Annotated in this window: 19 protein-coding genes, 1 tRNA gene, 2 pseudogenes and 1 other annotated feature; of the genes and pseudogenes, 12 read left to right on the top strand and 10 right to left on the bottom strand. The window is 69.4% G+C overall.

Going from position 1 to position 22,329, the window contains the following annotated elements; translation table 11 throughout:
• Positions 1-102: 102 nt before the first annotated feature.
• The gene (locus tag ABD951_RS20215) at positions 103-1,389 is read left to right on the top strand and encodes a S1 family peptidase (RefSeq protein ID WP_345349191.1); all 1,287 of its coding nucleotides are present in this window, start codon (positions 103-105) and stop codon (positions 1,387-1,389) included.
• A 236-nt stretch (positions 1,390-1,625) separates the two neighbouring features.
• Positions 1,626-1,748, top strand: coding sequence for a hypothetical protein (locus tag ABD951_RS20210; RefSeq protein WP_345349188.1), 123 nt, complete (start codon positions 1,626-1,628; stop codon positions 1,746-1,748).
• 136 nt (positions 1,749-1,884) lie between these two features.
• Here the strand turns inward: ABD951_RS20210 and ABD951_RS20205 are convergent, their stop codons facing one another.
• Entirely contained in the window at positions 1,885-2,550 is a 666-nt protein-coding gene (locus ABD951_RS20205; RefSeq protein WP_345349185.1) for a DUF8020 domain-containing protein, read from the bottom strand.
• Between the two features lie 339 nt (positions 2,551-2,889).
• Between ABD951_RS20205 and ABD951_RS20200 the strand changes: the two genes are divergently transcribed.
• Positions 2,890-6,024: a (Fe-S)-binding protein gene (locus ABD951_RS20200; protein ID WP_345349182.1), complete on the top strand. Its 3,135-nt coding sequence runs from the start codon at positions 2,890-2,892 to the stop codon at positions 6,022-6,024.
• Between the two features lie 135 nt (positions 6,025-6,159).
• On the opposite strand, the gene ABD951_RS20195 is transcribed toward ABD951_RS20200, so the two are convergent.
• From ABD951_RS20195 to ABD951_RS20185, 3 genes are all read right to left on the bottom strand, one after another.
• Entirely contained in the window at positions 6,160-6,801 is a 642-nt protein-coding gene (locus ABD951_RS20195) for a dihydrofolate reductase family protein (RefSeq protein ID WP_345349179.1), read from the bottom strand.
• A 118-nt stretch (positions 6,802-6,919) separates the two neighbouring features.
• Positions 6,920-8,077 (bottom strand): alkane 1-monooxygenase, encoded by a 1,158-nt coding sequence (locus ABD951_RS20190; protein ID WP_345349176.1) that lies wholly within the window; start codon positions 8,075-8,077, stop codon positions 6,920-6,922.
• Between the two features lie 153 nt (positions 8,078-8,230).
• A complete protein-coding gene (locus ABD951_RS20185) occupies positions 8,231-9,628 on the bottom strand; it encodes a carotenoid oxygenase family protein (RefSeq protein WP_345349173.1) in 1,398 nt (465 codons plus the stop codon).
• A gap of 153 nt (positions 9,629-9,781) precedes the next feature.
• Between ABD951_RS20185 and ABD951_RS20180 the strand changes: the two genes are divergently transcribed.
• From ABD951_RS20180 to ABD951_RS20170, 3 genes are all read left to right on the top strand, one after another.
• Positions 9,782-11,038, top strand: a complete 1,257-nt coding sequence (locus tag ABD951_RS20180; protein WP_345349170.1) for a pyridoxal phosphate-dependent aminotransferase — start codon at positions 9,782-9,784, stop codon at positions 11,036-11,038.
• 137 nt (positions 11,039-11,175) lie between these two features.
• The gene (gene bluB / locus ABD951_RS20175) at positions 11,176-11,790 is read left to right on the top strand and encodes a 5,6-dimethylbenzimidazole synthase (protein WP_345349567.1); all 615 of its coding nucleotides are present in this window, start codon (positions 11,176-11,178) and stop codon (positions 11,788-11,790) included.
• Positions 11,791-12,107: 317 nt separating this feature from the next.
• Positions 12,108-13,394 (top strand): YibE/F family protein, encoded by a 1,287-nt coding sequence (locus ABD951_RS20170; protein WP_345349167.1) that lies wholly within the window; start codon positions 12,108-12,110, stop codon positions 13,392-13,394.
• Between the two features lie 10 nt (positions 13,395-13,404).
• Here ABD951_RS20170 and ABD951_RS20165 read toward each other — a convergent pair whose 3' ends face one another.
• Entirely contained in the window at positions 13,405-14,670 is a 1,266-nt protein-coding gene (locus ABD951_RS20165; RefSeq protein WP_345349164.1) for a DUF7159 family protein, read from the bottom strand.
• 124 nt (positions 14,671-14,794) lie between these two features.
• On the bottom strand, positions 14,795-16,153 hold the full coding sequence (locus ABD951_RS20160; protein ID WP_345349161.1) for a UDP-glucose dehydrogenase family protein: 1,359 nt from the start codon (positions 16,151-16,153) through the stop codon (positions 14,795-14,797).
• A 170-nt stretch (positions 16,154-16,323) separates the two neighbouring features.
• Between ABD951_RS20160 and ABD951_RS20155 the strand changes: the two genes are divergently transcribed.
• Positions 16,324-16,713: a hypothetical protein gene (locus ABD951_RS20155; protein ID WP_345349158.1), complete on the top strand. Its 390-nt coding sequence runs from the start codon at positions 16,324-16,326 to the stop codon at positions 16,711-16,713.
• A 9-nt stretch (positions 16,714-16,722) separates the two neighbouring features.
• On the opposite strand, the gene dcd is transcribed toward ABD951_RS20155, so the two are convergent.
• Positions 16,723-17,301, bottom strand: a complete 579-nt coding sequence (gene dcd / locus ABD951_RS20150; RefSeq protein WP_345349155.1) for a dCTP deaminase — start codon at positions 17,299-17,301, stop codon at positions 16,723-16,725.
• A 63-nt stretch (positions 17,302-17,364) separates the two neighbouring features.
• Between dcd and ABD951_RS20145 the strand changes: the two genes are divergently transcribed.
• Both ABD951_RS20145 and ABD951_RS20140 read left to right on the top strand, forming a co-directional pair.
• The gene (locus ABD951_RS20145) at positions 17,365-17,715 is read left to right on the top strand and encodes a VOC family protein (protein ID WP_345349152.1); all 351 of its coding nucleotides are present in this window, start codon (positions 17,365-17,367) and stop codon (positions 17,713-17,715) included.
• Positions 17,716-17,839: 124 nt separating this feature from the next.
• Positions 17,840-17,913: transfer RNA gene (locus tag ABD951_RS20140), tRNA-Gly, on the top strand.
• A 102-nt stretch (positions 17,914-18,015) separates the two neighbouring features.
• Here ABD951_RS20140 and ABD951_RS20135 read toward each other — a convergent pair.
• Together ABD951_RS20135 and ABD951_RS20130 are read right to left on the bottom strand one after the other, a co-directional pair.
• Complete coding sequence (locus ABD951_RS20135) at positions 18,016-18,855, bottom strand: hypothetical protein (RefSeq protein WP_345349149.1); 840 nt, start codon at positions 18,853-18,855, stop codon at positions 18,016-18,018.
• A 38-nt stretch (positions 18,856-18,893) separates the two neighbouring features.
• Positions 18,894-19,709, bottom strand: a complete 816-nt coding sequence (locus ABD951_RS20130; protein WP_345349146.1) for a MerR family transcriptional regulator — start codon at positions 19,707-19,709, stop codon at positions 18,894-18,896.
• A gap of 172 nt (positions 19,710-19,881) precedes the next feature.
• On the opposite strand from ABD951_RS20130, the pseudogene ABD951_RS20125 reads away from it, so the two are divergent.
• A pseudogene (locus tag ABD951_RS20125) lies at positions 19,882-20,082 on the top strand (IS3-like element IS987 family transposase); the annotation flags it as partial.
• A pseudogene (locus tag ABD951_RS20120) lies at positions 20,083-20,324 on the top strand (IS3 family transposase); the annotation flags it as partial.
• Positions 20,163-20,291, top strand: a sequence feature (AL1L pseudoknot). It overlaps the preceding pseudogene by 129 nt.
• A gap of 211 nt (positions 20,325-20,535) precedes the next feature.
• Here ABD951_RS20120 and ABD951_RS20115 read toward each other — a convergent pair.
• Positions 20,536-21,084 carry an STAS domain-containing protein gene (locus ABD951_RS20115; RefSeq protein WP_345349143.1) on the bottom strand — a complete coding sequence of 183 codons (549 nt, stop codon included), beginning with the start codon at positions 21,082-21,084 and terminating at the stop codon, positions 20,536-20,538.
• Positions 21,085-21,605: 521 nt separating this feature from the next.
• Between ABD951_RS20115 and ABD951_RS20110 the strand changes: the two genes are divergently transcribed.
• Entirely contained in the window at positions 21,606-22,049 is a 444-nt protein-coding gene (locus ABD951_RS20110) for a DUF5994 family protein (protein WP_345349140.1), read from the top strand.
• Positions 22,050-22,329 lie beyond the last annotated feature (280 nt).

Genomic DNA, 22,329 nt, shown 5'->3' with positions numbered 1-22,329 from the left:
GCCGCAGGCCATATAGTCGAGACACTCGACACGACCCACGTGGTCGAGTCATGTCCATATGCCTGACTGCCTGCCCGCATGTCCCCGACTCGAAAGGTCCCCATGCGTAGCATCCGCGCGCGTCGCGCCGCGATGATCGCCTCGGCCGCACTGCTCGTGCTGACCCCCGCCCTCGCGAACGCCGAACCTGCACCCGCGCCCGCCACCGCGCTGCCGCAGGAGCTGGTGACCGCGATCCAGCGCGACCTGGGGCTCAGCCCGGAGGAGTACCTCGCGAAGGCCGACGCCGGCCAGAAGCTCGTCGCGTTCGCGAACGACCTCCGCGCCAAGTTCCCGGACGCGTTCGCCGGTGCCTGGCTGGACCCGGCGGGCAAGCCGCTGATCGGCCTCGCTGCCGGTCCGGGTGTCGACGCGGCCCGCAAGGCCGCCGAGGACGCCGGGTACACGGTCAAGGACCTGCCCCGCAGCGAGCGCACCCTGCAGGACCAGCTGGCCAAGGCTCAGGACTGGATCTCCGCGCTGCCGCAGCCGCTCGCCGGCCTCGTCGGCGGTGCCGCCGTCGACGTCGTGAACAACAACCTCGTCCTGCGTGTCGCCGACACCGTCGACGTCGGCGGGCTGCAGCTGCCCGACTTCCTGCAGGGTGCGGCCGTGGCGCTGTCCCCCGCGCTGGGCTCGGTCGCCCCGCCGGTCGCGGACAACGGCGGCGCCCCGGCCGACGCGATGTTCGGCGGCGACTCGTACGCGGCCGAGAACGCGGCCGGCGCCTTCCGCTGCTCGCTCGGCTTCAACGGCACCAACGCCTCGGGCGCGACCGTCAACATCTCCGCCGGCCACTGCGACCCGAACCGCGGCGCCCCCGGCACCTCGGTCGTGTTCCAGATGCCCAGCGAGGGCGTCTTCGGCCCGCGTATCGGCGCGTTCGAGCGCACCAACCTGCAGGGGCACGACTTCTCGATCATCCGGATCGACGACTCGGTCGCGTACCGCTTCCAGAACAACCTCGTGCGCGTTCCCGGCCGCTCGCCGCTGCACATCACCGGCACCGCCGACCCCGTCGTCGGCGCACCGGTCTGCAAGTCCGGGCTGACCACCGGCTTCACGTGCGGCACCGTCAACGCCGTGAACCAGCGGGTCTCGGTCGGGTCCCGCACCCTGGAGAACGGTTTCTCCGCGAACATCTGCGCCCTGCAGGGCGACAGCGGCGGCACCATCGTCACCGGCGATCGGGCCCTCGGCATCTCCAGCGCCTCGAACGTCGGCGACCTGCAGTTCTGCGAGGTGGCCCAGGTGGTCACCACCGTTCTCGGTGACTCGCCGCAGCTCTTCGCGACCCCGATCAACGCGATCCTCGCCGACAACCCGGGCCTGAAGGTCCGCACCAGCTAGTCGCCCGTTAAACACTGTGCGGGGTTGTCGTCCGATCGGACGACAACCCCGCACAGTCGTTTCCGGGTGCCGTGGGGTAGCGTGCCCGCCCCGCAGCGGGACACGCTAGGATTCCGGAAGTTGTTGACCGCACATCTTTTTCGCAGCGACAACAAGTTTGAGGGACGAACTGACTGGGGGGACCAGTCGGGCGGAACCGCCGGCGCGCGCCGGCCTACGTAGACGAAGGAAGTGCAATGCCCGCAGACATCGCAGACACCACCACCGCCGGCACCGGAGACATCCTCGGCCTGGTGATGACGTCGCTCGGCTACATCTTCACGATCGCGACGAACGCCGGCGGCGCCCGGCTCTCCTGATCCAGGCAAGGCGAGGCGGGGACGCGCACAGCGCGTCCCCGCCTCGCCGTTTCCCCGACACCACTCTGGCGCGGGCACCACAACGACGAGCGGCCCGTCACCTCCGCGAGGTGACGGGCCGCTCGAATGTCTTGACCTACTTCTTGGCGTAGACCGTGGTGCCGGGCGGCGCCATCAGGGTCTGGCCCAGGCCGATACCGGCGGCGATCAGGGTCGGGCCACCGATGGCGATGGTGCCGGCGATGCCACCGATCGTCGCCCCGGTGACCGTGCCCACCGCGGGCATCACGAAGGTACCGACGACCGCGCCGATGATGGTGCCGATCAGGCCGCCCGACGCCGTCGCAACCGCGAGCTGCGAGGTGAAGGTGTCCTGCGCCATCAGGTTCTCCTCGGGCGAGGCGATGTCCTTGATCGCGAGGCCGGCGCCGTTGATCGGCTGCGGGGTCGCGTCGGCCGCGATCGGCTTGGCCTTGCCGAGGTCGAAGACCGGGGTCAGGGTGACGGTCTTGCCGTCCTCGCTGATCTTCTGCTCCATCGGGAACTGGAGGGAGTTGAGCTGGAAGGCGAGCGGGAGGACGATGACCGGCTTGCCGGTGTTGTCCTGAAGTTCGATGTTCTTGCCGTCACCCGACACCTTGAACGCGCCGGCGTCGATGGTCGTGACGACGGAGCGGCCGTCGACCTTCGAGCTCCAGTCGATCGTCTCGGGCGCCGCCGGGTTCGCGTGCGACGTACCGGCGCCGACCCCGAGCGCGGCGACCGCGAGCATCGCGGTGACGGCGAACTTCTTCATTCCCATTCGATCGATCCCCTCCGGAAGGAACTCGCGTCGGCGAGCAAAGACAAAGCAACAGACGCACCCTAGTCTGTGAGCTCCCTGAGAACAACTAATGTGAGCATGCGTAAGGACACCCTCACTTACGGTGCAAAGTTACTGGTCAGTTGCCTTAGTTAGGCTCACCTGTGCGGAGCCCCCGACAGGGCAGCATTTACCGTGATGGCCAGCACTTCCGCGTCGCCGGAGCACACATCGGCAGCGCAACCACGAACGCGATACCGAACCTCAATGCTACCGGCGGGTAACTTGCGGTAACTTACCCTTGTTGACGTTGCCGTCGAAGTAAGGAAAGGCCGAGACATGAACGCCCTGACGATCACGTTGGGCACGATCGGCGTACTGCTCAGCCTCGTGTGCTGGGCCTCGTTCTTGAGCGGGGCCTGGACCATGGGCAAGACAGTCATGATCGGACAATCAGCACCTGACCGCTGGCGCCCGTTCTTCCCTCGTATCAAGCAGATGATCGTCGAGTTCATCGCGCACACCCGGATGGTGAAGTTCCGCACCGTCGGCTGGGCGCACTGGCTCGTGATGATCGGCTTCCTCGGCGGCTTCCTGCTGTGGTTCGAGGCGTACGGCCAGACGTTCAACCCCGAGTTCCACTGGCCACTGTTCGGCAACACCGCGGCCTGGCACCTGTGGGACGAACTGCTCGGCATCGGCACCGTCGTCGGCATCATCACGCTGATCGTGATCCGTCAGCTCAACCACCCGCGGATCCCGGCGCGGCTCTCCCGTTTCGGCGGCTCCAAGTTCGGCCCCGCCTACTTCGTCGAGATCGTCGTGCTCGTCGAGGGCCTCGGCATGATCTTCGTCAAGGCCGGACGCATCGCGATGACCGGGCACTCGAACCCGTGGACCGACTTCTTCACGATGAACGTCGCGAAGCTGCTGCCCGCGAGCGCCGTGATGGTGTCGATCTTCGCGTTCGTCAAGCTGATGTCCGGCATGATCTGGCTGTACGTCGTCGGCCGCAACATCACCTGGGGTGTCGCCTGGCACCGCTTCTCCGCCTTCCCGAACATCTACTTCAAGCGTGAGGACGACGGCGGCGTCGCCCTCGGCGCCGCGAAGCCGATGATGTCCAAGGGCAAGGCCCTGACGATGGAGAACGTCGACCCCGACACCGACACCCTCGGCGCCGGCCGGATCGAGGACTTCTCCTGGAAGGGCTGGCTGGACTTCACCACCTGCACCGAGTGCGGACGCTGCCAGTCCCAGTGCCCCGCGTGGAACACCGGCAAGCCGCTGAGCCCGAAGCTGCTCATCATGTCGCTTCGCGACCACGGCTACACCAAGGCCCCGTACCTGCTGGCCGGCGGCCGCAAGGACATGGGCGGCGACGAGGTCGGCCTGGTCGACGCCGAGGGCAACGTCAACGAGGCCGCGCTGGCGAAGATCCCCGAGGCCGCCCGCCTCGAGGCCGAGCGCAAGCTCGTCGGCGAGACCGCCGAGCTGGTCGCCGCCGGCGAGCAGGCCCCGGTCATCGACCTCGAGACGCTGTGGTCGTGCACCAACTGCGGCGCCTGCGTCGAGCAGTGCCCCGTCGACATCGAGCACGTCGACCACATCATCGACATGCGCCGCTACCAGGTGCTGATCGAGTCGGAGTTCCCGTCCGAGCTGGCCGGCCTGTTCAAGAACCTCGAGAACAAGGGCAACCCCTGGGGCCAGAACGCCAAGGACCGGCTCAACTGGATCTCCGAGATGGACTTCGAGATCCCGGTGTTCGGTCAGGACGCCGAGACGTTCGAGGACTACGAGTACCTCTTCTGGGTCGGTTGCGCCGGCGCCTACGAGGACCGCGCGAAGAAGACCACCAAGGCCGTCGCCGAGCTGCTCGCGACCGCGGGCGTGAAGTTCATGGTCCTGGGCGCCGAGGAGACCTGCACCGGCGACTCCGCTCGCCGCGCCGGCAACGAATTCCTGTTCCAGCAGCTCGCGATGCAGAACATCGAGGTGCTGAACAACGTCTTCGAGGGTGTCGAGCAATCCAAGCGCAAGATCGTCGTCACCTGTGCCCACTGCTTCAACGCGCTCGGTAACGAGTACCCCGAGGTCGGTGGCCGGTACGAGGTCATCCACCACACCCAGCTGCTCAACCGTCTGGTGCGGGCCAAGAAGCTGATCCCGGTCGCGTCGGTGCAGGAGGACGTCACCTACCACGACCCGTGCTTCCTCGGCCGCCACAACAAGGTGTACGACGCGCCGCGTGAACTGATGGCCGCCACCGGCTCGACGCTCAAGGAGATGCCGCGTCACGGCGAGCGGTCCATGTGCTGTGGCGCCGGCGGTGCCCGCATGTGGATGGAGGAGCAGCTCGGCAAGCGGATCAACATCGACCGCGTCGACGAGGCCCTCTCGACCGATCCGAAGAAGATCGCCACCGGCTGCCCGTTCTGCCGCGTCATGCTCACCGACGGCGTCACCGCGCGCCAGGAGCAGGGCCAGGGAGAGGGCGTCGAGGTCGTCGACGTCGCGCAGATGATGCTCGAGTCGATCACCCGTCTCGAGCCGGAGACGCTGACCGCGAACCTGAAGGTCGTGCAGAAGCCGAAGGAGAAGGTCGCCGCCGTGGCCGCTCCGATCGTCGAGGAGGCACTCGCCGAGGCTCCGGCCGCGGCAGCGCCCGCCGCGCCGGTGGCTCCGAAGGCCGGCGGTCTGCAGATGAAGGGCGGCCTCAAGGCTCCGGGCGCGAAGGCTCCCGGTGCCGCGGCTCCCGCTGCGGCCGCTCCCGCTGCCGCGGCGGGCGCGCCCGCCGCGAAGGCCGGCGGGCTGCAGATGAAGGGCGGACTCAAGGCCCCGGGCGCGAAGAAGGCCGCCGCTCCGGCCGCCGACGCCGCTCCCGCCGCCGAGGCTCCCGCCGCACCGGCTGCGAAGCCGGGCGGGCTGCAGATGAAGGGCGGACTCAAGGCCCCGGGCGCGAAGAAGGCGGCGGCTCCGGCCGCGGCTGCCCCGGCCGCCGAGGCTGCGGCGCCGACCGCCGAGGCCGCGGCACCTGCCGCGACCGAGCCACCGAAGGCCAAGCCCGGCGGACTGCAGATGAAGGGCGGACTCAAGGCTCCCGGCGCGAAGAAGGCAGCGCCTCCGGCCGCGGCCGCCCCGGCGGCTGCCCCGGCCGCCGCGGAAGCACCGGTCGTCGAAGCGCCGGCCGAACCCGCCGCCGAGGCTCCGGCGCCGCCGCAGCCGAAGGCGGGCGGACTCGGGTTCAAGTCGGGCGCGAAGGCACCCGGCGCCCGTAAGGCCGCCGCCCCGGCTGCCGCGGCCGCGGCTCCGGCTCCGGTCGCGGAGGAGACGGCCCCGGCCGAACCCGCCGCCGAGGCTCCCGCCGCGGAGGCTCCGGCCGCGCCCGCCGCCGCGGCTCCGGCACCGCCGCAGCCGAAGGCAGGCGGACTCGGGTTCAAGCCCGGCGCCAAGGCCCCCGGCCGCAGGTAACCGCGCGAGACGACGAGCGCCCCCACCGGAAACGGTGGGGGCGCTTTCGCATTCGGCCACTCGATCCGGGGCGCGCCGGATCGGCGCCGACGACGTCGCCGTCGACGACACCGACCACCGGGCTCGGGAGTTGCCTCAGTCTGCGCCGACACCGCGATCGGGTGCGCTCATGTCCCCCGTCGCGGGCGTTCCGTCGGCAAGCCCGTAGCGCAGGTACACGGTGCCCATCGGGCCGGCGACCGGCGGTTCGAGGAGCGTGAGGTTCGTGGGCACCGCGCCGCCGTCGAACACCTTCTTCCCGACCCCGAGCACGATCGGGTGCACCCAGAGGTCGAGGCGGTCGAAGAGCTTCTCCCGCAGGAGTGTCTGCACCAGGTTCAGGCTCCCGACGACCTTCACGTGCTCGTGCCGGTCACGGATGTCGCGCACCGCGCCTGCCAGATCCGGGCCGAGCTGGGTGGACCCGGCCCACGACAGGTCGGGCCTGCCGCGCGAGGCCACGTACTTCGGGACGCTGTTGAAGAGCGTGGCGATCCCGTTGTCCTCGCCGCCCTCCTGGTGCGGCCAGTAGGCGGCGAAGATGTCGTACGTCCGCCGGCCGAGCAGCAGGGCGTCCGTGCCCTCGTACGCGGCACCGACCTGCGCCCCGGTGACGTCGTCCAGCAGGGGTGCCTGCCAGCCACCGAACGGGAACCCCACCGGGTCCTCGTCGGGGCCGCCGGGCGCCTGCCCGACGAGGTCGAGGGTCGCGAACAGCTCGATGTGGATGAGGCCCATGTCCTACCTCCCGCTGTGTGGTTGTCGGTCGGTGGGTAGACCTGTGGGCGCCGGCGAACTCATCGCTGCCGTGGCACCCGGCGTCGCACTCGTCCACCGACGCGCCGGACCGGTCCCCCTACTTTCCCACCAGCGAGGGGTGGACGTTGGCCCGCGAGAGGTTGCCGTCGTAGTGGGCGAGGAGGCGGGGATCCATCACCCGCCGCCACAGCGGCGGAATCACCGCGACGATGACGAGGACCGCGTAGCCGGCGGGAAGTTGCGGGGCGTCCCGCATCGAGCGGAGGGTCTGGTAGCGGCGCAGGGGGTTCGCGTGGTGGTCGCTGTGCCGTTGCAGCTGGTACAGGAAGGCGTTGCTGCACACGTGGTCGCTGTTCCAGCTGTGCCGCGGCGCGACGCGTTCGTAGCGCCCGTCGTCGAGTTTGCGGCGCAGCAGCCCGTAGTGCTCGAGATAGTTCACCGCCTCGAGGAAGACGACACCGAACACCGCCTGCAGCGCCAGCCACGGCGCGATGCTCCACCCGTAGCCGACGAGGAGGGCCGCGAACAGCACGACGCTCATCGCCCAGGCGTTGAGGACGTCGTTGCGCACACTCCAGGTGCGCCGGCCGCGGCGCGCGAGCCGCGCCTTCTCGTACCGCCACGCGGACCGGATACCACCGAACACGGTGCGCGGCAGGAACGCCCAGAACGACTCGCCGTAGCGTGCGGTGGCCGGATCCTCCGGGGTCGCGACCCGCAGGTGGTGGCCGTGGTTGTGCTCGACGTAGAAGTGTCCGTAGAACGACTGCGCGAGGGCGATCTTCGCGAGCCACCGCTCGTGTTTGGGTCGCTTGTGCCCCAGTTCGTGGGCGGCGTTGATGCCGACACCGGCGACGATGCCGGCGGTGGTGGCCATCGCGAATCGTTCCGCCCCGGCCATCGGGGCGGTGGTCCACGCGTAGCAGGCGACGAGCAGGCCCGCGTACTGCAGCGGCAGGTACAGGTACGTGCACCAGCGGTAGTAGCGGTCGTTCTCGAGGTCCGCCATCGCCTCGTCGGGCGGGTTCGTCCGGTCCGCACCGACGACGAGGTCGACGATCGGGATGACGACGAGCATGACGATGCCGCCGGCGGCCCAGAACAGGCCGAGTCCGAACAGGTGCACCCCGAGCCAGGCGAGGAACGGGGTCAGCGGGATCACGAGTCCGAGCAGCCACAGGTACCGTCGCGGATCACGCCACCGCGATTCGCTGATTGATTGCTGCCGGCTCGCCACCCCCCGTGTGCCTGCCACCACGACGCTCCCCACCCCTCCGACATTTCACGTCGCCGTTGGCCACTGTTGAACAAACCGAAGAGTAAGTATCGCCGGGGCGCGGCAGATCTCAACCCCGACGGCGACAAGGTGACAAACCCGACACCGCGGACCGGGACCCGCCCGTGGACGTCAGGCCGGCAGCCACGCCCCGTGCAGTCCGGCGGGGACCCGGATCGGCATCCGGACGCGGGCCAGCGGACCGGATGCCGGGTCGTCGGCGGGCAGGACCACGAACCACGAGGTCAGCGTCTCGCGGTCGGTGCCGAGCATGCCCCAGTAGTCGTGGTCGGCGCCGGTCAGGTAGACCGGTTCGGCGACGGACAGCGGCCCCGGGTCCCAGTGCTTCTCGGTACCGGCGTCGGGGTCGAAGAACCACAGGGAGTCCATGCGCCCGTCGCGTGCGCCGAGTTTGCCGATCGACGCGAGCGGGCCGCGGGCCCGGGTCAGGGTCCGGTCGTCGACGCGGGGGAACTCGATGTCGCGGTCGTGGACGACGGTGCGATCGACGGTGCCGCGGTCGGGGTCCACGACGGCCCGCACCAGCCCGCCGCGGTTCGGGGTGGCGGCGGCGGCGAATTGCCCGGGGTACGCCCACTGCGCGTAGTCGACCTGCACCCGGCCGTCGGGGAGGTCGCGGGCGCCGGCGAAGTGCCACACCCAGAACGCGTCGCAGCTCGCCCAGCGGACGGGGCCGCCGTCGCGGGGGATCAGCGCGACCCGGGTGCCGTCGTCGGGCCGCCAGTCGAGGATCGAGCCGCCGGTGACCGCGGCCGCGATGTCGAACACCAGCGGACACAGGACCAGCACGACGTAGCGGTCGGTCAGGGCCATGTCGTGGATCATCAACGGCTTGTCGAGGCCGTCGACGACGGTCGGCGGCCGCGACAGCGACCCGTCGGCCGCGACCACCGACCACGTCAGGTAGGGCGCGTCGAGGAGGTAGTTGAACAGGACGAGGTCGCCGGTGACCGGGTCGACCTTGGGGTGCGCGGTGCTGCCGACCGGCATCGCGCCGTCGCAGGTGTCCGGTCCGAGGGTGCGCAGGTCGTCGGGGTCGAGCCGGTAGGGCCGGGTGGTCTCGGCCATCGCGAGCAGGCGGCCGCCGTGCCGGACGACGTTGATGTCGGGCAGTTCGCGTCCGGTGCCGGCGAGCTCCGGCCCGACCTCGTCCTCGCCGGGGGTGTAGGGGTCGGTGACGCCGGCCCAGATCGCGTGCCCGGCGCGTTCCTCGGCGACGACCATCGGGGTGCGGACGAACCGGTTGGTGTACCGGACCGTGCCGTCGGCGATGTCGACGCGGTGCACCATGCCGTCGCCGTCGAGCGGGTACACGTACGTGCCGATCGGGTCGAAGCGCGGGTTGGGGCCGTTGCGCAGGTAGGCGCCGTGCAGGTCGGTGGGCAACTCCCCGGTCACCTCGAGGTCGCGGACGTCGACCTCGTCGCGTTGCGGTGCGAACAATCCGGTCAGATGGGTGTGGTGTGCGAGGTCGACCGGGGCGGGACGGGGAAACGTCGGGGCGCTCATGGAGATTCACATCCTGTCGTGTGCGGCCGCGCCCAATTGTCCTCCGCGCGCTCTGCACACGCACCCGTTTCCCCACCGCAGAGCGGCGGGTTTGTGCTGTTCGCCACGGTCCCCGGCCATAATTCGCTTTACCGGCAGTGGCACCATGGACGGGTGACCGTCTCGGAGCCCTCCCACCACACCCACATCCCGCCGCGCGTGCTGAACCAGTCCGCGAAGCTGCAGAACGTGCTGTACGAGATCCGGGGTCCGGTACACGCGCACGCCGCGCGGCTGGAGGCGGAGGGGCACCGCATCCTCAAGCTGAACATCGGCAACCCGGCGCCGTTCGGGTTCGAGGCGCCGGACGTGATCATGCGCGACATGATCGCGGCGCTGCCGACCGCGCAGGGCTACTCGGAGTCGAAGGGCATCCTGTCGGCGCGCCGGGCGATCGTCACCCGGTACGAGCTGGTGCCCGGCTTCCCCGAGCTCGACGTCGACGACGTGTACCTCGGCAACGGCGTCTCCGAGCTGATCACGATGACGATGCAGGCCCTGCTCGACAACGGCGACGAGGTGCTGATCCCGGCACCGGACTACCCGCTGTGGACGGCGACGACGTCGCTGGCCGGCGGCACGCCGGTGCACTACCTGTGCGACGAGGCCGACGACTGGAACCCGGACATCGCGGACATCGAGGCGAAGATCACCCCGCGCACCAAGGCGATCGTCGTGATCAACCCGAACAACCCGACGGGCGCGGTGTACTCGCACGAGGTGCTCAGCCAGATCGTCGCGCTGGCCCGCAAGCATTCGCTGCTGCTGCTCGCCGACGAGATCTACGACAAGATCCTGTACGACGACGCGAAGCACATCTCCCTCGCGACCCTGGCACCGGATCTGCTGTGCCTGACCTTCAACGGACTGTCCAAGGCGTACCGGGTCGCCGGCTACCGCTCGGGGTGGGTCGCGATCACCGGACCGAAGGACCACGCCGCCAGCTTCCTCGAGGGCCTCGACCTGCTCGCGTCGATGCGCCTGTGCCCGAATGTGCCTGCCCAGCACGCCATTCAGGTGGCGCTCGGCGGCTACCAGAGCATCGAGGACCTGATCCTGCCGGGCGGCCGGCTGCTCGAGCAGCGGGACGTCGCGTGGGAGCGGCTGAACATGATCCCGGGCGTGTCCTGCGTCAAGCCCCGCGGCGCGCTGTACGCGTTCCCGCGCCTGGACCCGAACGTGTACGAGATCCACGACGACGAGAAGCTGGTGCAGGACCTGCTGCTGCAGGAGAAGATCCTGATGGTCCAGGGCACCGGCTTCAACTGGCCGGATCACAACCACCTGCGGATCGTGACGCTGCCGTGGGCACGGGACCTGGCCGTGGCGATCGAACGTTTCGGCAACTTCCTGGCCGGCTACAGCCAGTAGGCCGCGCCGGGGGGAGCCTCCGGCGACCGCCGCTCCCGCCCGTCGGCACGCACCGACGGCGGGTTCGGGAGATCGGCTACCGTGCAGGTGTGTCCAGCAATGTGAGCCCGGCCGAGACCGGCGCGGCCGTCCCGGCGATGTCCGTCTACGACGCGATCCGGATGCGGCGCGACGTCCGGGCCGAGTTCACCGGCGAACGCATCGGCGAGGAACAGTTGACGCGGATCCTGCAGGCCGGCCACAACGCGCCGAGCGTCGGCAACACGCAGCCGTGGGATTTCGTCGTGGTGCAGGACCCCGGCACGCTCGACACGTTCGCCGACCACGTCGCCGGGTGCCGGCGCAGGTTCGCGGACTCGTTGCCGCCGGAGCGTCGCGCGACGTTCGACCCGATCAAGATCGAGGGTGTCCGCGAGTCGGGCACCGGGATCGTCGTGACCTACGACGCGAGCCGCGGCGGCACCCACATCCTGGGCCGGCACACGGTCGAGGACACCGGCGTGTTCTCGGCGGTGCTGGCGATCCAGAACATCTGGCTGGCGGCGGTCGCCGAGGGTGTCGGGGTCGGGTGGGTGTCGTTCTACGACGAGGCCTTCCTCACCGAGTTGGTGGGGGTGCCTGCTCCGATCCGTCCGATCGCGTGGTTGTGCGTCGGGCCGGTCTCACAGTTCCAGCAGACGCCGGACCTGGTGCGGTTCGGGTGGCGCGAGGGCCGTCCGCTGTCCGAGGCCGTGCACCGCGAGACGTTCTGACCGGCGTCGCCACCACCTCCCCGGAGGGTGACCCGCGTCGGCGAGACCGGCGTTTCGTCGCGAATTTCCACCCCCCGTGAGACAGATCGGGCAAGACACGGTAGATTCGGACACGACACCGATGGTGTCCAGCACGCTCGATTGCACCTCCCCCCCTGTGTGCAATCGGGCCGGTGGCGGGGAGACACCCCCCTGTACCCCGCCACCCCGCTGGGGGGATCTCTCCGAACTTCTTCCGCGCCTTCCGGGCGTGGCCGAGTGACTGCGGGCCCGTCCACGCGTCCTGGGTACCCTGGCGCCATGCGGAGTCAGACGCGATGAGTCACGGCCACGGTCACGGCCACACCGGTCCCGTCCCCGTCGGCCCCGTCGCCGCTCGCGTGGTGGTCGGGTTGCTGACCGCCATCGGCGTCGCCGTCCTGATCGGCCTTGTCGCGCTGTGGCCGAGCCGGCACAGCGTGGAGATCCCGCTCCCGTTCCAGACGTCGGGCGGCGGCGCCGTCGTCACCGAGGCCGGCACCGTCGTCACGTCCGACGTCGGACCGTGCGGCAGCCCCTCGGTCGGGCGACCGTTCACCGCGAATCCGCTGCCGCCGCCGAACAACTCGTACGAGTGCGACCGCAGCGTCGTCGCGATCGAGTCGGGCCCGAACAAGGGCACCCGGACGCTGCTCGAGATCGGCCCCGGCCCCGGCCAGCCCGACCTGCAGGCCGGCGACCACATCCGGCTCGTCCGGCAGACGGACCCGTCCGGGGCGACGGAGTACTCGTTCGAGGACTTCTCCCGCGGCTGGTCGCTGCTCGCGGTCGTCGCCGTGTTCGTGCTGGCCGTGGTCGTCGTCGCGCGGTGGCGCGGCGTGCGGGCGCTGCTCGGCCTGCTGGTCGCGTTCGGGGTGCTGGTCGGGTTCATGCTGCCCGCGCTGCTGGACGGCAAACCGGCGGTGCCGGTCGCGCTGGTCGGCGGCGCGATCATCCTGTACGCGGTGCTGTACCTGGCGCACGGGGTGAGCCTGCGGACCAGCTCGGCGCTGCTCGGCACCCTGTCGTCGATGGTGCTCGCCGCGGTGTTGTCTTGGGCAGCAATCGAATTGACGCATCTGACCGGCCTGTCCGAGGAACAGAACACCAACGTCCAGACCTACATCGGGCACGTGTCGATCACCGGCCTGCTGCTCGCCGGGTTCATCATCGGTTCGCTCGGCGTCCTCAACGACGTGACGATCACGCAGGCGTCGTCGGCGTTCGAGCTGGCGCATCTCGACCCCGCGGCGGGCCGCCGATCGGTGTTCGCGGCGGCGATGCGGGTGGGCCGCGACCACATCGCCAGCACCGTGTACACCCTGGTCCTCGCGTACGCCGGCGGCGCGCTGCCGCTGCTGCTGTTGTTCTCGGTGGCGGGCCGCTCGATCACGGACGTGCTCACCGGGGACGCGGTCGCGATCGAGATCCTGCGGTCCGCGGTCGGCGGCATCGCGTTGGCCCTGTCGGTGCCGCTCACCACCGCGATCGCCGTCACCCTCGCCCGCCCACCGGCGCCGCGGACGGCCGGCCCGGGCTCCCCCGCCGTCGCGGCACCCCGCCGCGGCGGCCGGCACGCCCGCTGACGTCGGAGCGTCAGCGAACCATGCCGGGCGGCAACTGGATACCCGGCGGGACCTGGATCTGGATCGGGGCGGGCAGGTTCAGGTAGCGCGGCGCCGGAGGAGGCGGCGGCGGGGCCGGAGACTCGACGACCTCGACGGGCTGCGCCGCCGGTGCCGGTGCCGGCGGCGGCGGGGGCGGTGTCGTCGTCGTGGTCGGCGGCGGGGGCGTGGTGGTCGGCGGCAGCAGCACCTCGGTGGCCTGCCGCTCGCCCTGGGGGTTCGACTCGGGGTCGTGGTCGAGCGCGAACCCGAGCCCGGCGATCGCCACCAGTCCGGCGGCGGCGACACCCGCGACCGCGAGCTGCCGCTTCGACGGGCCGTGCCGACGCCGGTGCGCGCCGACGGCCGGGCCGTCGGATCCCTCGGGTGCGGACTGCGGGGGCTCGACCGGTGTCGCGAGCAGCGCCGCCCCCTGCGCGACGACCATCTCGGGCTCCGGCGGGACGATCGTGGGCAGCGCGAGCCAGTCCTGCAGCAGGGACTGGACGAGCGGGATGCGGGCACCGCCGCCGAGCAGCACGAGCACGTCGGGGTGGCGGCCGGACGCGGCGACGACCTCGCGGGTCAGCCGCGCGGACGCCTCGACCGGGACGCGGACCAGGGCCTCGAAGCGTTCGCGGTTGAGCAGGATCAGTCCCCCGTCGCCGGGGAGGCACGCGGCGCCGGTGGTCGAGAGCTGTTCCTTCGCGACCCGGCAGCGGGCGAGCAGGTCGGCGGCGGCCCACTGGTCGGTGGGCGGTTCGAGGCCGCGTTCACGGAGCTGCTGGTCGGCGATCAGGGCGTCGAACCGGTCGCCGCCGGCGACGTCGCCGTGGTCGAAGGCGAGGACGTCGCGGCTGTACCGGTCGACGACGCTGACCGTCACCCCGGAGCTGCCGAGGTCGTAGAGGACGAGGGTGTGGTCGTCGGGGCCGAGCTGGCCGACGCTCTCGAGCAGCGCGACGACGGCGGCCGCCTCCGGCACCAGCCGGTAGTTGTAGAGGTGTTGCCGGGCCATCGCGTCGTGCATCGCGCCTGCCTGCACGTCGCCGCGGTACGCGACGCCGGTGGCGTCGATGTCCGCATGGTCCGCGCCCTCGAGCAGCACTCCGATGGACCGGGCGGCGAGGTCCTCCCCCGCGCCGGCCTGGACCGCGACGGCGTGGCGGTGGAACCCGGCGGCGACGGGGTCCGGGCCTGCCTGGGTGGCCATGCGGACAGCACTCGCCCCCACCGACACTCCCAGTACCGCACTCATCGAGCCGTCCTCGTTCTACCGGTGTGCGTCCCCGACGGCGCGCACGCGAACTCGGCGATTTTAACGAACCGGTGTGCGGCCGCCGGAGCCACCTGGGGTCGCCTCCCGGGGACTTCCGCCCTGGTCAGGCATCCAGTCTGTATTGCTGAACATTAGCCATCGTCTCGCGTCCGAGCGCGAGGAACCGCCAGCCTGCGCTCGTCCACCGCCGCCGGTCGAGGCAGTTGCGCCCGTCCACGACCACCCGGGAGCGGACCACCGATCCGAGGTCGGCAGGGTCGATGATGCGGAACTCCTCCCACTCGGTCGCCACCAGCACCGCGTCCGCGCCCTCGCACGCCTCGACGGTCGAGGTCGCGTAGTTCAGCGTCGGGAATTGTCGCCGGGAGTTGTCCATTGCTTTCGGGTCGTAGACGCTCACCACCGCGCCGTGCAGCTGCAACATGCCCGCGACGTTGAGCGCGGGCGAATCGCGGACGTCGTCGGACTCGGGCTTGAACGCGGCGCCGAGAACGGCGATGTTCGTGCCGAGGACCGAGCCGCCGACCGCCCGGGTGGCGAGCTGCACCATCTTGGTGCGGCGGCGCATGTTGATGCTGTCGACCTCGCGCAGGAACGTCAGCGCCTGGTCGGCGCCGAGCTCGCCGGCACGGGCCATGAACGCGCGGATGTCCTTCGGCAGGCAGCCGCCACCGAAGCCGAGTCCGGCGTTGAGGAAGCGGCGGCCGATGCGGGCGTCGTGGCCGAGCGCGTCGGCCAGCGCGGTGACGTCGGCACCGGTGGCCTCGCACACCTCGGAGATCGCGTTGATGAACGAGATCTTGGTCGCGAGAAAGGCGTTCGCCGACACCTTGACCAGTTCGGCGGTCGGCAGGTCGGTGCTCAGGTACGGCACCTCCGCCTCGATCAGCGGCGCATACAGCTCCCGCAGCAGTGTCTCGGCGCGTCCGGGCCGGGACGGGTCGACGCCGACGACGAGCCGGTCGGGTCGCAGGGTGTCCGCGACCGCGAAACCCTCGCGCAGGAACTCGGGGTTCCACACCACCTCCACCTCGTCGGCTGCGGGGGCGAGTTCCCGTGCACGGCAGCCCAGTTCGGCCGCGGTGCCGACCGGGACGGTGGACTTGCCGACGATCACCGCGGGCCGGTCCAGCAGCGGGGCGAGGGTGTCGACGACGGCGTGCACGTGCCGCAGGTCGGCGCCGTACTCGCCCTTCTTCTGCGGGGTGCCGACGCCGAGGAAGTGCAGGTCCGCGAACGCCGCCGCCTCCGGGTACGACGTGGTGAACCGCAGCCGGCCGGCATCGAGGTTGCGGCGCAACACGTCGGCGAGACCGGGTTCGTAGAACGGGACCTCGCCGCCGGACAGCTTGGCGACCTTCCCGGGGTCGATGTCGACTCCGAGCACGTCGTGGCCGAGCTCCGCCATGCAGGCCGCGTGCGTGGCGCCGAGGTAGCCGGTCCCGAATACGGTGCAGCGCATGGGGTTCTTGGTACGCGGCGCAAGTAATCGCCCCGGATACCGACGGCGAACGGGGCATGTACGGAGCGAGTCGGGTAGCGCGTTACTCGTGTCGAACCGTCTGGGCCGCCATAACGTGTATTCATCGGGTCGACGTGAGGTTTCGGCCCCCGAGCGGAGGTGGCACGGCGATGACGACGGCAACGCAGACCACTGCTTCGCGGTGTCGCAGTCGCGGGGTGGCGTCGTTGCGGGAGGTGCTGTGCGCCGACCTGGCCCGCATCGAGGACGACGACTGCCTGCGGACGGGTGCGATCGTGTTCCGGTCCGCGGAGGGGCGGCCGCCGGACCTGACGGTGCAGGTCACCGACGACACCATCTGGGTGGACACCGGCCGGGAGCCGCGGCACACGCCGCTCGTGGAGGTCGTCGGCGACCCCCGCCGGGTGGATGCGATCCTGCGCGGACGCAAGGACGCCCGGCGGCAGTACCTGGCCGGGCAGGTGCGGGTGCACGGCGACCTCGGGTACCTGAGCCGACTGGGCTGCCGTCTCGGCCTGCTGGACCGCCCGGTGTGGTGAGCCCGGCGGCTACTCGACCGGCGCGGTCACGAAGTTCAGGTACGCCTTCGACGGCGTCGGCCCCCGTTGCCCCTGGTACTTGGAGCCGACCGCGGCGCTGCCGTACGGGTTCTGTGCGGGGCTCGACAGCCGGAACAGGCACAGCTGCCCGATCTTCATGCCCGGCCACAGCGTGATCGGCAGGTTCGCGACGTTCGACAGCTCGAGGGTGATGTGCCCGTTGAAGCCGGGGTCGATGAACCCCGCCGTCGAGTGCGTGAGCAGACCGAGCCGGCCCAGGCTGGACTTGCCCTCGAGGCGGCCGGCGAGGTCGTCGGGCAGGGAGCAGAACTCGAGCGTCGATCCCAGCACGAACTCCCCCGGGTGCAGCACGAACGGCTCCCCCTCCGCCGGCTCCACCAGGCTCGTCAGCTCGTCCTGCTGCTGCGCCGGATCGATGTGCGTGTACCGCGTGTTGTTGAACACCCGGAACAGCCGGTCCAGGCGGACGTCCACACTCGACGGCTGCACCATCGACTCGTCGAACGGATCGATGCCGAGGCGGTTCGTGGCAATTTCGGTGCGGATGTCGCGGTCGGAGAGAAGCACAGCACGAGGTTAGTGGGCGCGGGCCCGGCGCAGAAGGGGCGGCCCACCGATAGCGTCGACCCCATGATCACCGGGGCACACATCGTCATCCACAGCCGCGACGCCGAGGCGGACCGCGCGTTCCTGCGCGACGTACTCGGATACCCGCACGTCGACGCGGGCGGCGGCTGGCTCGTCTTTGCGCTGCCACCGGCCGAGGTGGCGGTGCACCCGACGGACGGCGACGGCCGGCACGAGCTGTACCTGATGTGCGACGACGTCGCGGCCACCGTCGCGGAACTGACCGCGAAGGGTGTCGAGTTCGCCGCGCCGGTGACCGACCAGCGCTGGGGACTGCTGACCTCGATCCGACTGCCGGGCGGGGGCGAGGTCGGCCTCTACCAGCCGAAGCACCCCACCGCACACGGCATCTAGCTGGACAGACCGGGATTCGGGCGCGCCGTCGAGGGAACCGATTCCACCCACCGCGGGCCGTCTGATACATTCGTCCCTGCAACACCTCACAGGCAGGGTTTCGACGCTGCAGGGGTAGTCGCGCGCCGATGTAGTTCAATGGTAGAACATCAGCTTCCCAAGCTGAATACGCGGGTTCGATTCCCGTCATCGGCTCCATCCATCCCATCCACCAATCCGGGGCCAGGGTGTTCACCCATGAGGCCTGCTTGGGTTCACCTATCAAATCCTGCAGCCGGCGCTCTCAGCAGACTTCCATCCCTATCGCGCCTCGGGGATGCATTCCGCCGACGCAGTGCGCGCGACGGTGGGCGTTGGCTCGCTCAACGCTGAAATCAGTTGTGTGGGTTCATCCACATACAGACTGATGCGATCGACGACTTGGACCTTTCGACGTTTGGCGAGTAGCGCCGGCAGCTGTGCGGTCACCGGAGATGTGAGCACGATATCGATCGTCGTCCCGTCTGCGTTGGGGACATACAGCCGTCCATCGATGATCGTGGGTGCCGTCTCTGCGAATCGGCGTCTGAGCGCGATGGACACGATGTCCGCCCGGTCAAGGGTGGCCACTAGCGTGCCGGATTGCCGCATCACGAAACGCGTGTCGGTCAGGTAGTGCGGGTGGACGCGGTGAACCGCCACGTAGCCCAACAGCGCCACCAAAGACCAAATCGAGAGGCCGGCAAGCACAATCCGGAGCCACCACCAGGGCATTAGGAGATGCAGCACCCCGATCTCGATAACTGTGGCGACCGCGAAAGCCGCAGGCACCACCAAGGTCCCTTTGCTCGCGGTGAACACGAGGGCACCGGGCTCGATATCGGAGTAGCGGTCACGCATCCACAGCCACAGGGACCGGTAGGCCCGAATCTCAGCCCGCACCAGCGGCCAGAATGGGGAATCCCCGAGCACTCGGAAAACCGACTCTCGTTCCCCAAGGCCGCGGCGCCGCTGCGCCACCACCCCGGCGGCCAGCGCGACACCGACGACGCATCCGAGGGGAACCTCGACCACGGCGAACAACAGGACCGCCTGCGCTCGCGTGAGGAAACCCGCGGCAAGCAGCGCGCCGTTGACGACCAGGACGGACACCGTCACCATCTGGGCGATCCAATGGAACCGCCGACCCCTCAGGAACGTCAACAAACGCCCTCGGACTCAGACATGCCCTCGAGCAGCCTGCGTTGGACCCGGAGTACGACCTCACGCTGAGCGTCGTCCGGTATGACGTCTTCAAGCGACAGCGCAAGACCGGCGCCCGTAGCGGCGGTGGGTACAGCCGCATGTAGGTCTGCCAACGTCTGCTGGTGCTCGAAATGCGCAAGCAGTCTGCGAGAGAGCACTTCGATCTCCGCTTCCGCCGAGTGCGGGTTGCGGCCTTCGAGATCGGACCAGTCCGCGAGCAACGCCAGAGACCGCTCACGCTGGTCATCATCGACGATCGCTGCCGCGTACCAGGCCAGAATCTCCTCCGGGACGGCCCCGGAAATCGCGAGCACCTCGAGCAGGTCGCGCTCGCGTCGAAGAACCGCACTCACCTCGGGCAACTGAGCGCAGTCGATGGCGTCGGCCAGTGCCGCTGCGATGTCCGCGGGCAGTGCAGAGATCGGATTCCCGTTCTCGGCGTCGGCAAGCATCGACGCGAGCCGGGTGTGGCGCCGGGCGAGTTTGGCCTGTTCAACCTGCACTGCACTGATCAACGCCCGAAGATCCGCGATTACATCGCTCTCGGCTTCGTCCGAAACATCCTCGGAGAGAATCGCGGCCACCGAGCCGAGCGGAACGCCGCTGTCGGCAAGCCAGCGGATACGCATCAACCGAACGACATCGCTGACGGTGTATTCGCGGTAACCGTTCGGCAGGCGTTGTGGTTCATCGAGCAGACCGAGCCGGTGGTAGTGGCGCACCGTTCTCGGCGTCGTTCCGGCCGCGTCGGCGAGCTGACCTATTCGCATGAGTCGAGTGTCAACTATGACCTAGCGTCAGGGTCAACTCCAGCGAGTCAGACAGGCGCGAATCCGGCTTCGCAAGGTGCTGCTGCCATTCGATATCCGACCGCCAAGCAAAATGGAACTCTGAATCACCCCGGTGAGTCCGGAGACTTCATCTCTTGGGAAGGATGGAGTCATGTCAGGTTCGAAGAGGTATCCAGCCGAGCTGCGGGAGCGTGCGGTGCGGATGGTCGCCGAGGTGCGCACTGAACATTCCTCGCAGTGGGGGGCGATCAGGCCGGTGGCCGAGAAGCTGGGAATCGGGAGCACGCAGACGTTGGCGAACTGGGTGAACCAGGACCAGGTCGACCGGGGCCAACGCCCAGGGGTGACCACTGACGCGGCCGAAGAACTCCGGAAGCTTCGCGCGGAGAACCGAGAACTCAAGCAGGCCAACGAGATTCTGAAATCCGCATCGACCTTCTTCGCGGCGGAACTCGACCGCCGCAATCGGTGATCGTCGACTACATCGACACACACAAGCAGGAGTACGGCGTCGAGTCGATCTGCCGCGTGCTCACCGCCCACGGCTGCAAGATCGCGCCGTCCACCTACTACGACGCCTGCGAGCGCCGCGGCGAACGCACCCTGCCGCGGCCGCCGCCTGCGCCGACTGCGAGCACGGGCAGTACCTCGCCGGCAACGACCGCCGGCCCGTGTGGGCAGTACCCACCCGCAAGGAGCGCACAGCGAGGCCGCCGGAACGCGTACTCCACAGCTCCGGCCTCTCGGATCGGGCACGCGACCCACGTGTAGTGGTCCACAAACGCGCCCGAAGTTGTCACATCGACTATCGCGTTCCGGTGATTGTCCGCACCTCGCCGAGGTGGGTGTGCGCTGCCAGTTCGGCCCGACGGGCAGTGACCGCGGACCGCACGGACCTGAAGCAATCGAAGTGGTTCGCCATACCCGTGGCCCAAAGTGCTCGGACGCACACCGGTCCGGCCGGTACCAGAAGCATCGCCAACCCCATGCAGGTCGCCCTGTCCTGCGCTTCCGCGAGCGCCTGCACAGCCGAAATGCTGACGAAGTCCACGCGCGAGAGGTCGACGATCAGGGTTCGCGCTGCTTCGCTGACCGCCCGGTCGATGCCCTCGAGGAAGTCGGGCACTGCGGGAGTGTCCAAGTCCCCCGTCACGGCGACGACCGTGGGCCCGCGGGCGCTGGTACTCGAGGATTCGATCAACGGTTGATCGAGACAATGAATGTGGATACGCACGGTGAGCCTCCAGCGTGGTTTGAACCGCAGCTGTTCGCTCAACCGCCGTTTGGCTTTGCGGGCCACGAAAATATCGACCGACAGCGGGATGACAGCCGTCGGCATAAGGTCGAAACCCACCTACGGTCTAGCACCGCTTCTACAGCAAGCGCAACAGACCGGCCGTCCAGTCCCATGAAGCCGCCGGCACGCACTGGACGGGTGAAAACGTGCCGGCGGCTGTAATGCGCATGCAGGAGGCAACCCGACACGCGTACCGGATTTGATCCAGCACCCATCGGGCTACCCACCGGTGCCGCGCCGCAAACACGAGGCACTCCCCGGCAGCAGGCGCGGATCGACTACCCGCACGGCCGGACGGCGGCTGCGGGACCCCCCGGCTGGTGTTCGCCCACCTCCGCTTCTGGGGCTGCGGCCCGGTGCACGGCGGACGATGGATACCGCGCCGCACTCGCGGCACTCGTGGGTGCGGTGCCCAAGTCGCGGCGTGCACCGGCACGCAATCCATCCGACAGGGACGCGCCCGGGGAAATGCCTGTAGGCTCGGGGAGTCGGTCGCACCACGAACTGGAATTGACACTCTCTGGTCTGCGCCGATTGGAACATCCATCGGCCGATTCGCGGCCTCGAGGAGAGTCGCAATGATGCGACCAATCCCAGCCCACTTCGACATGGGCGCCTGCATGCCTACACCGGGGAACCGTCAACCGTTCGCCCCCGCCACTCGAACGCCACGCATTCTGCTCACACAGCGGTCGGAACATCGCGCGTCCGTTGACGGAGCCTGGTGGCCCCGGACATCCAACCTCACCACCGAACTACACGACCTGATCACCGCGCTCACGCTTCGTCTCGGACCGGTGACGCGCGTTGCGTTCAACTGGAACACGATCAGCACCAACCAACGCCTCATCGACAGCCCGGACGGCATCGCCGTGTCCGGCCCGATACCCGGGCAACCGACGGACGTGATGTGCGTGTTCGGAGAGAACGGGAGCCGCATGGTTCTCGCGGTGATCGCCTCCAACACCCTTGCCGATCGCGGCTACGACATGATGCGTGAGGCCCTCCGAGCCGGCTCGTAGGTCAGCGATCGAACGCGCACCGACGGCGAGGCACGCGACGGCGAGGGGTGTCGCGCGCTGCAGCCCTGACCCGGGTAATCCCCGCACCCTTCCATTCGCACAACCGTTCGATAGGTGCAGCGGTCGGGCCCGCGGGCCGGCGAGGGTTCGTCTGTGTTCATCGAGTCTTGGCCTCTTCGAACATGTCCGCCGGGAGTGGTGCGGGTCGGTAAGAGAGCATCTGAAAACTCGGTGAGCGTCGGCGTGTGACAGGTGAGATACGGCGAACTCCTGGTAGGTC

The sequence above is a fragment of the Rhodococcus olei genome (genome assembly GCF_039540555.1).
Classification (GTDB): domain Bacteria; phylum Actinomycetota; class Actinomycetes; order Mycobacteriales; family Mycobacteriaceae; genus Rhodococcus_G; species Rhodococcus_G olei.
This window is presented reverse-complemented; position numbering and strand designations above follow the sequence as displayed.

Bases quoted from the DNA above. Each gene is read 5' to 3' on its own strand.
- ABD951_RS20215 (WP_345349191.1), top strand. From the start codon at position 103: ATGCGTAGCATCCGCGCGCGTCGCGCCGCGATGATCGCCTCGGCCGCA.
- ABD951_RS20210 (WP_345349188.1), top strand. From the start codon at position 1,626: ATGCCCGCAGACATCGCAGACACCACCACCGCCGGCACCGGAGACATC.
- ABD951_RS20205 (WP_345349185.1), bottom strand. From the start codon at position 2,550: ATGGGAATGAAGAAGTTCGCCGTCACCGCGATGCTCGCGGTCGCCGCG.
- ABD951_RS20200 (WP_345349182.1), top strand. From the start codon at position 2,890: ATGAACGCCCTGACGATCACGTTGGGCACGATCGGCGTACTGCTCAGC.
- ABD951_RS20195 (WP_345349179.1), bottom strand. From the start codon at position 6,801: ATGGGCCTCATCCACATCGAGCTGTTCGCGACCCTCGACCTCGTCGGG.
- ABD951_RS20185 (WP_345349173.1), bottom strand. From the start codon at position 9,628: ATGAGCGCCCCGACGTTTCCCCGTCCCGCCCCGGTCGACCTCGCACAC.
- bluB (WP_345349567.1), top strand. From the start codon at position 11,176: ATGTCCGTCTACGACGCGATCCGGATGCGGCGCGACGTCCGGGCCGAG.
- ABD951_RS20170 (WP_345349167.1), top strand. From the start codon at position 12,108: ATGAGTCACGGCCACGGTCACGGCCACACCGGTCCCGTCCCCGTCGGC.
- ABD951_RS20165 (WP_345349164.1), bottom strand. From the start codon at position 14,670: ATGAGTGCGGTACTGGGAGTGTCGGTGGGGGCGAGTGCTGTCCGCATG.
- ABD951_RS20160 (WP_345349161.1), bottom strand. From the start codon at position 16,153: ATGCGCTGCACCGTATTCGGGACCGGCTACCTCGGCGCCACGCACGCG.
- ABD951_RS20155 (WP_345349158.1), top strand. From the start codon at position 16,324: ATGACGACGGCAACGCAGACCACTGCTTCGCGGTGTCGCAGTCGCGGG.
- ABD951_RS20145 (WP_345349152.1), top strand. From the start codon at position 17,365: ATGATCACCGGGGCACACATCGTCATCCACAGCCGCGACGCCGAGGCG.
- ABD951_RS20135 (WP_345349149.1), bottom strand. From the start codon at position 18,855: ATGGTGACGGTGTCCGTCCTGGTCGTCAACGGCGCGCTGCTTGCCGCG.
- ABD951_RS20130 (WP_345349146.1), bottom strand. From the start codon at position 19,709: ATGCGAATAGGTCAGCTCGCCGACGCGGCCGGAACGACGCCGAGAACG.
- ABD951_RS20110 (WP_345349140.1), top strand. From the start codon at position 21,606: ATGATGCGACCAATCCCAGCCCACTTCGACATGGGCGCCTGCATGCCT.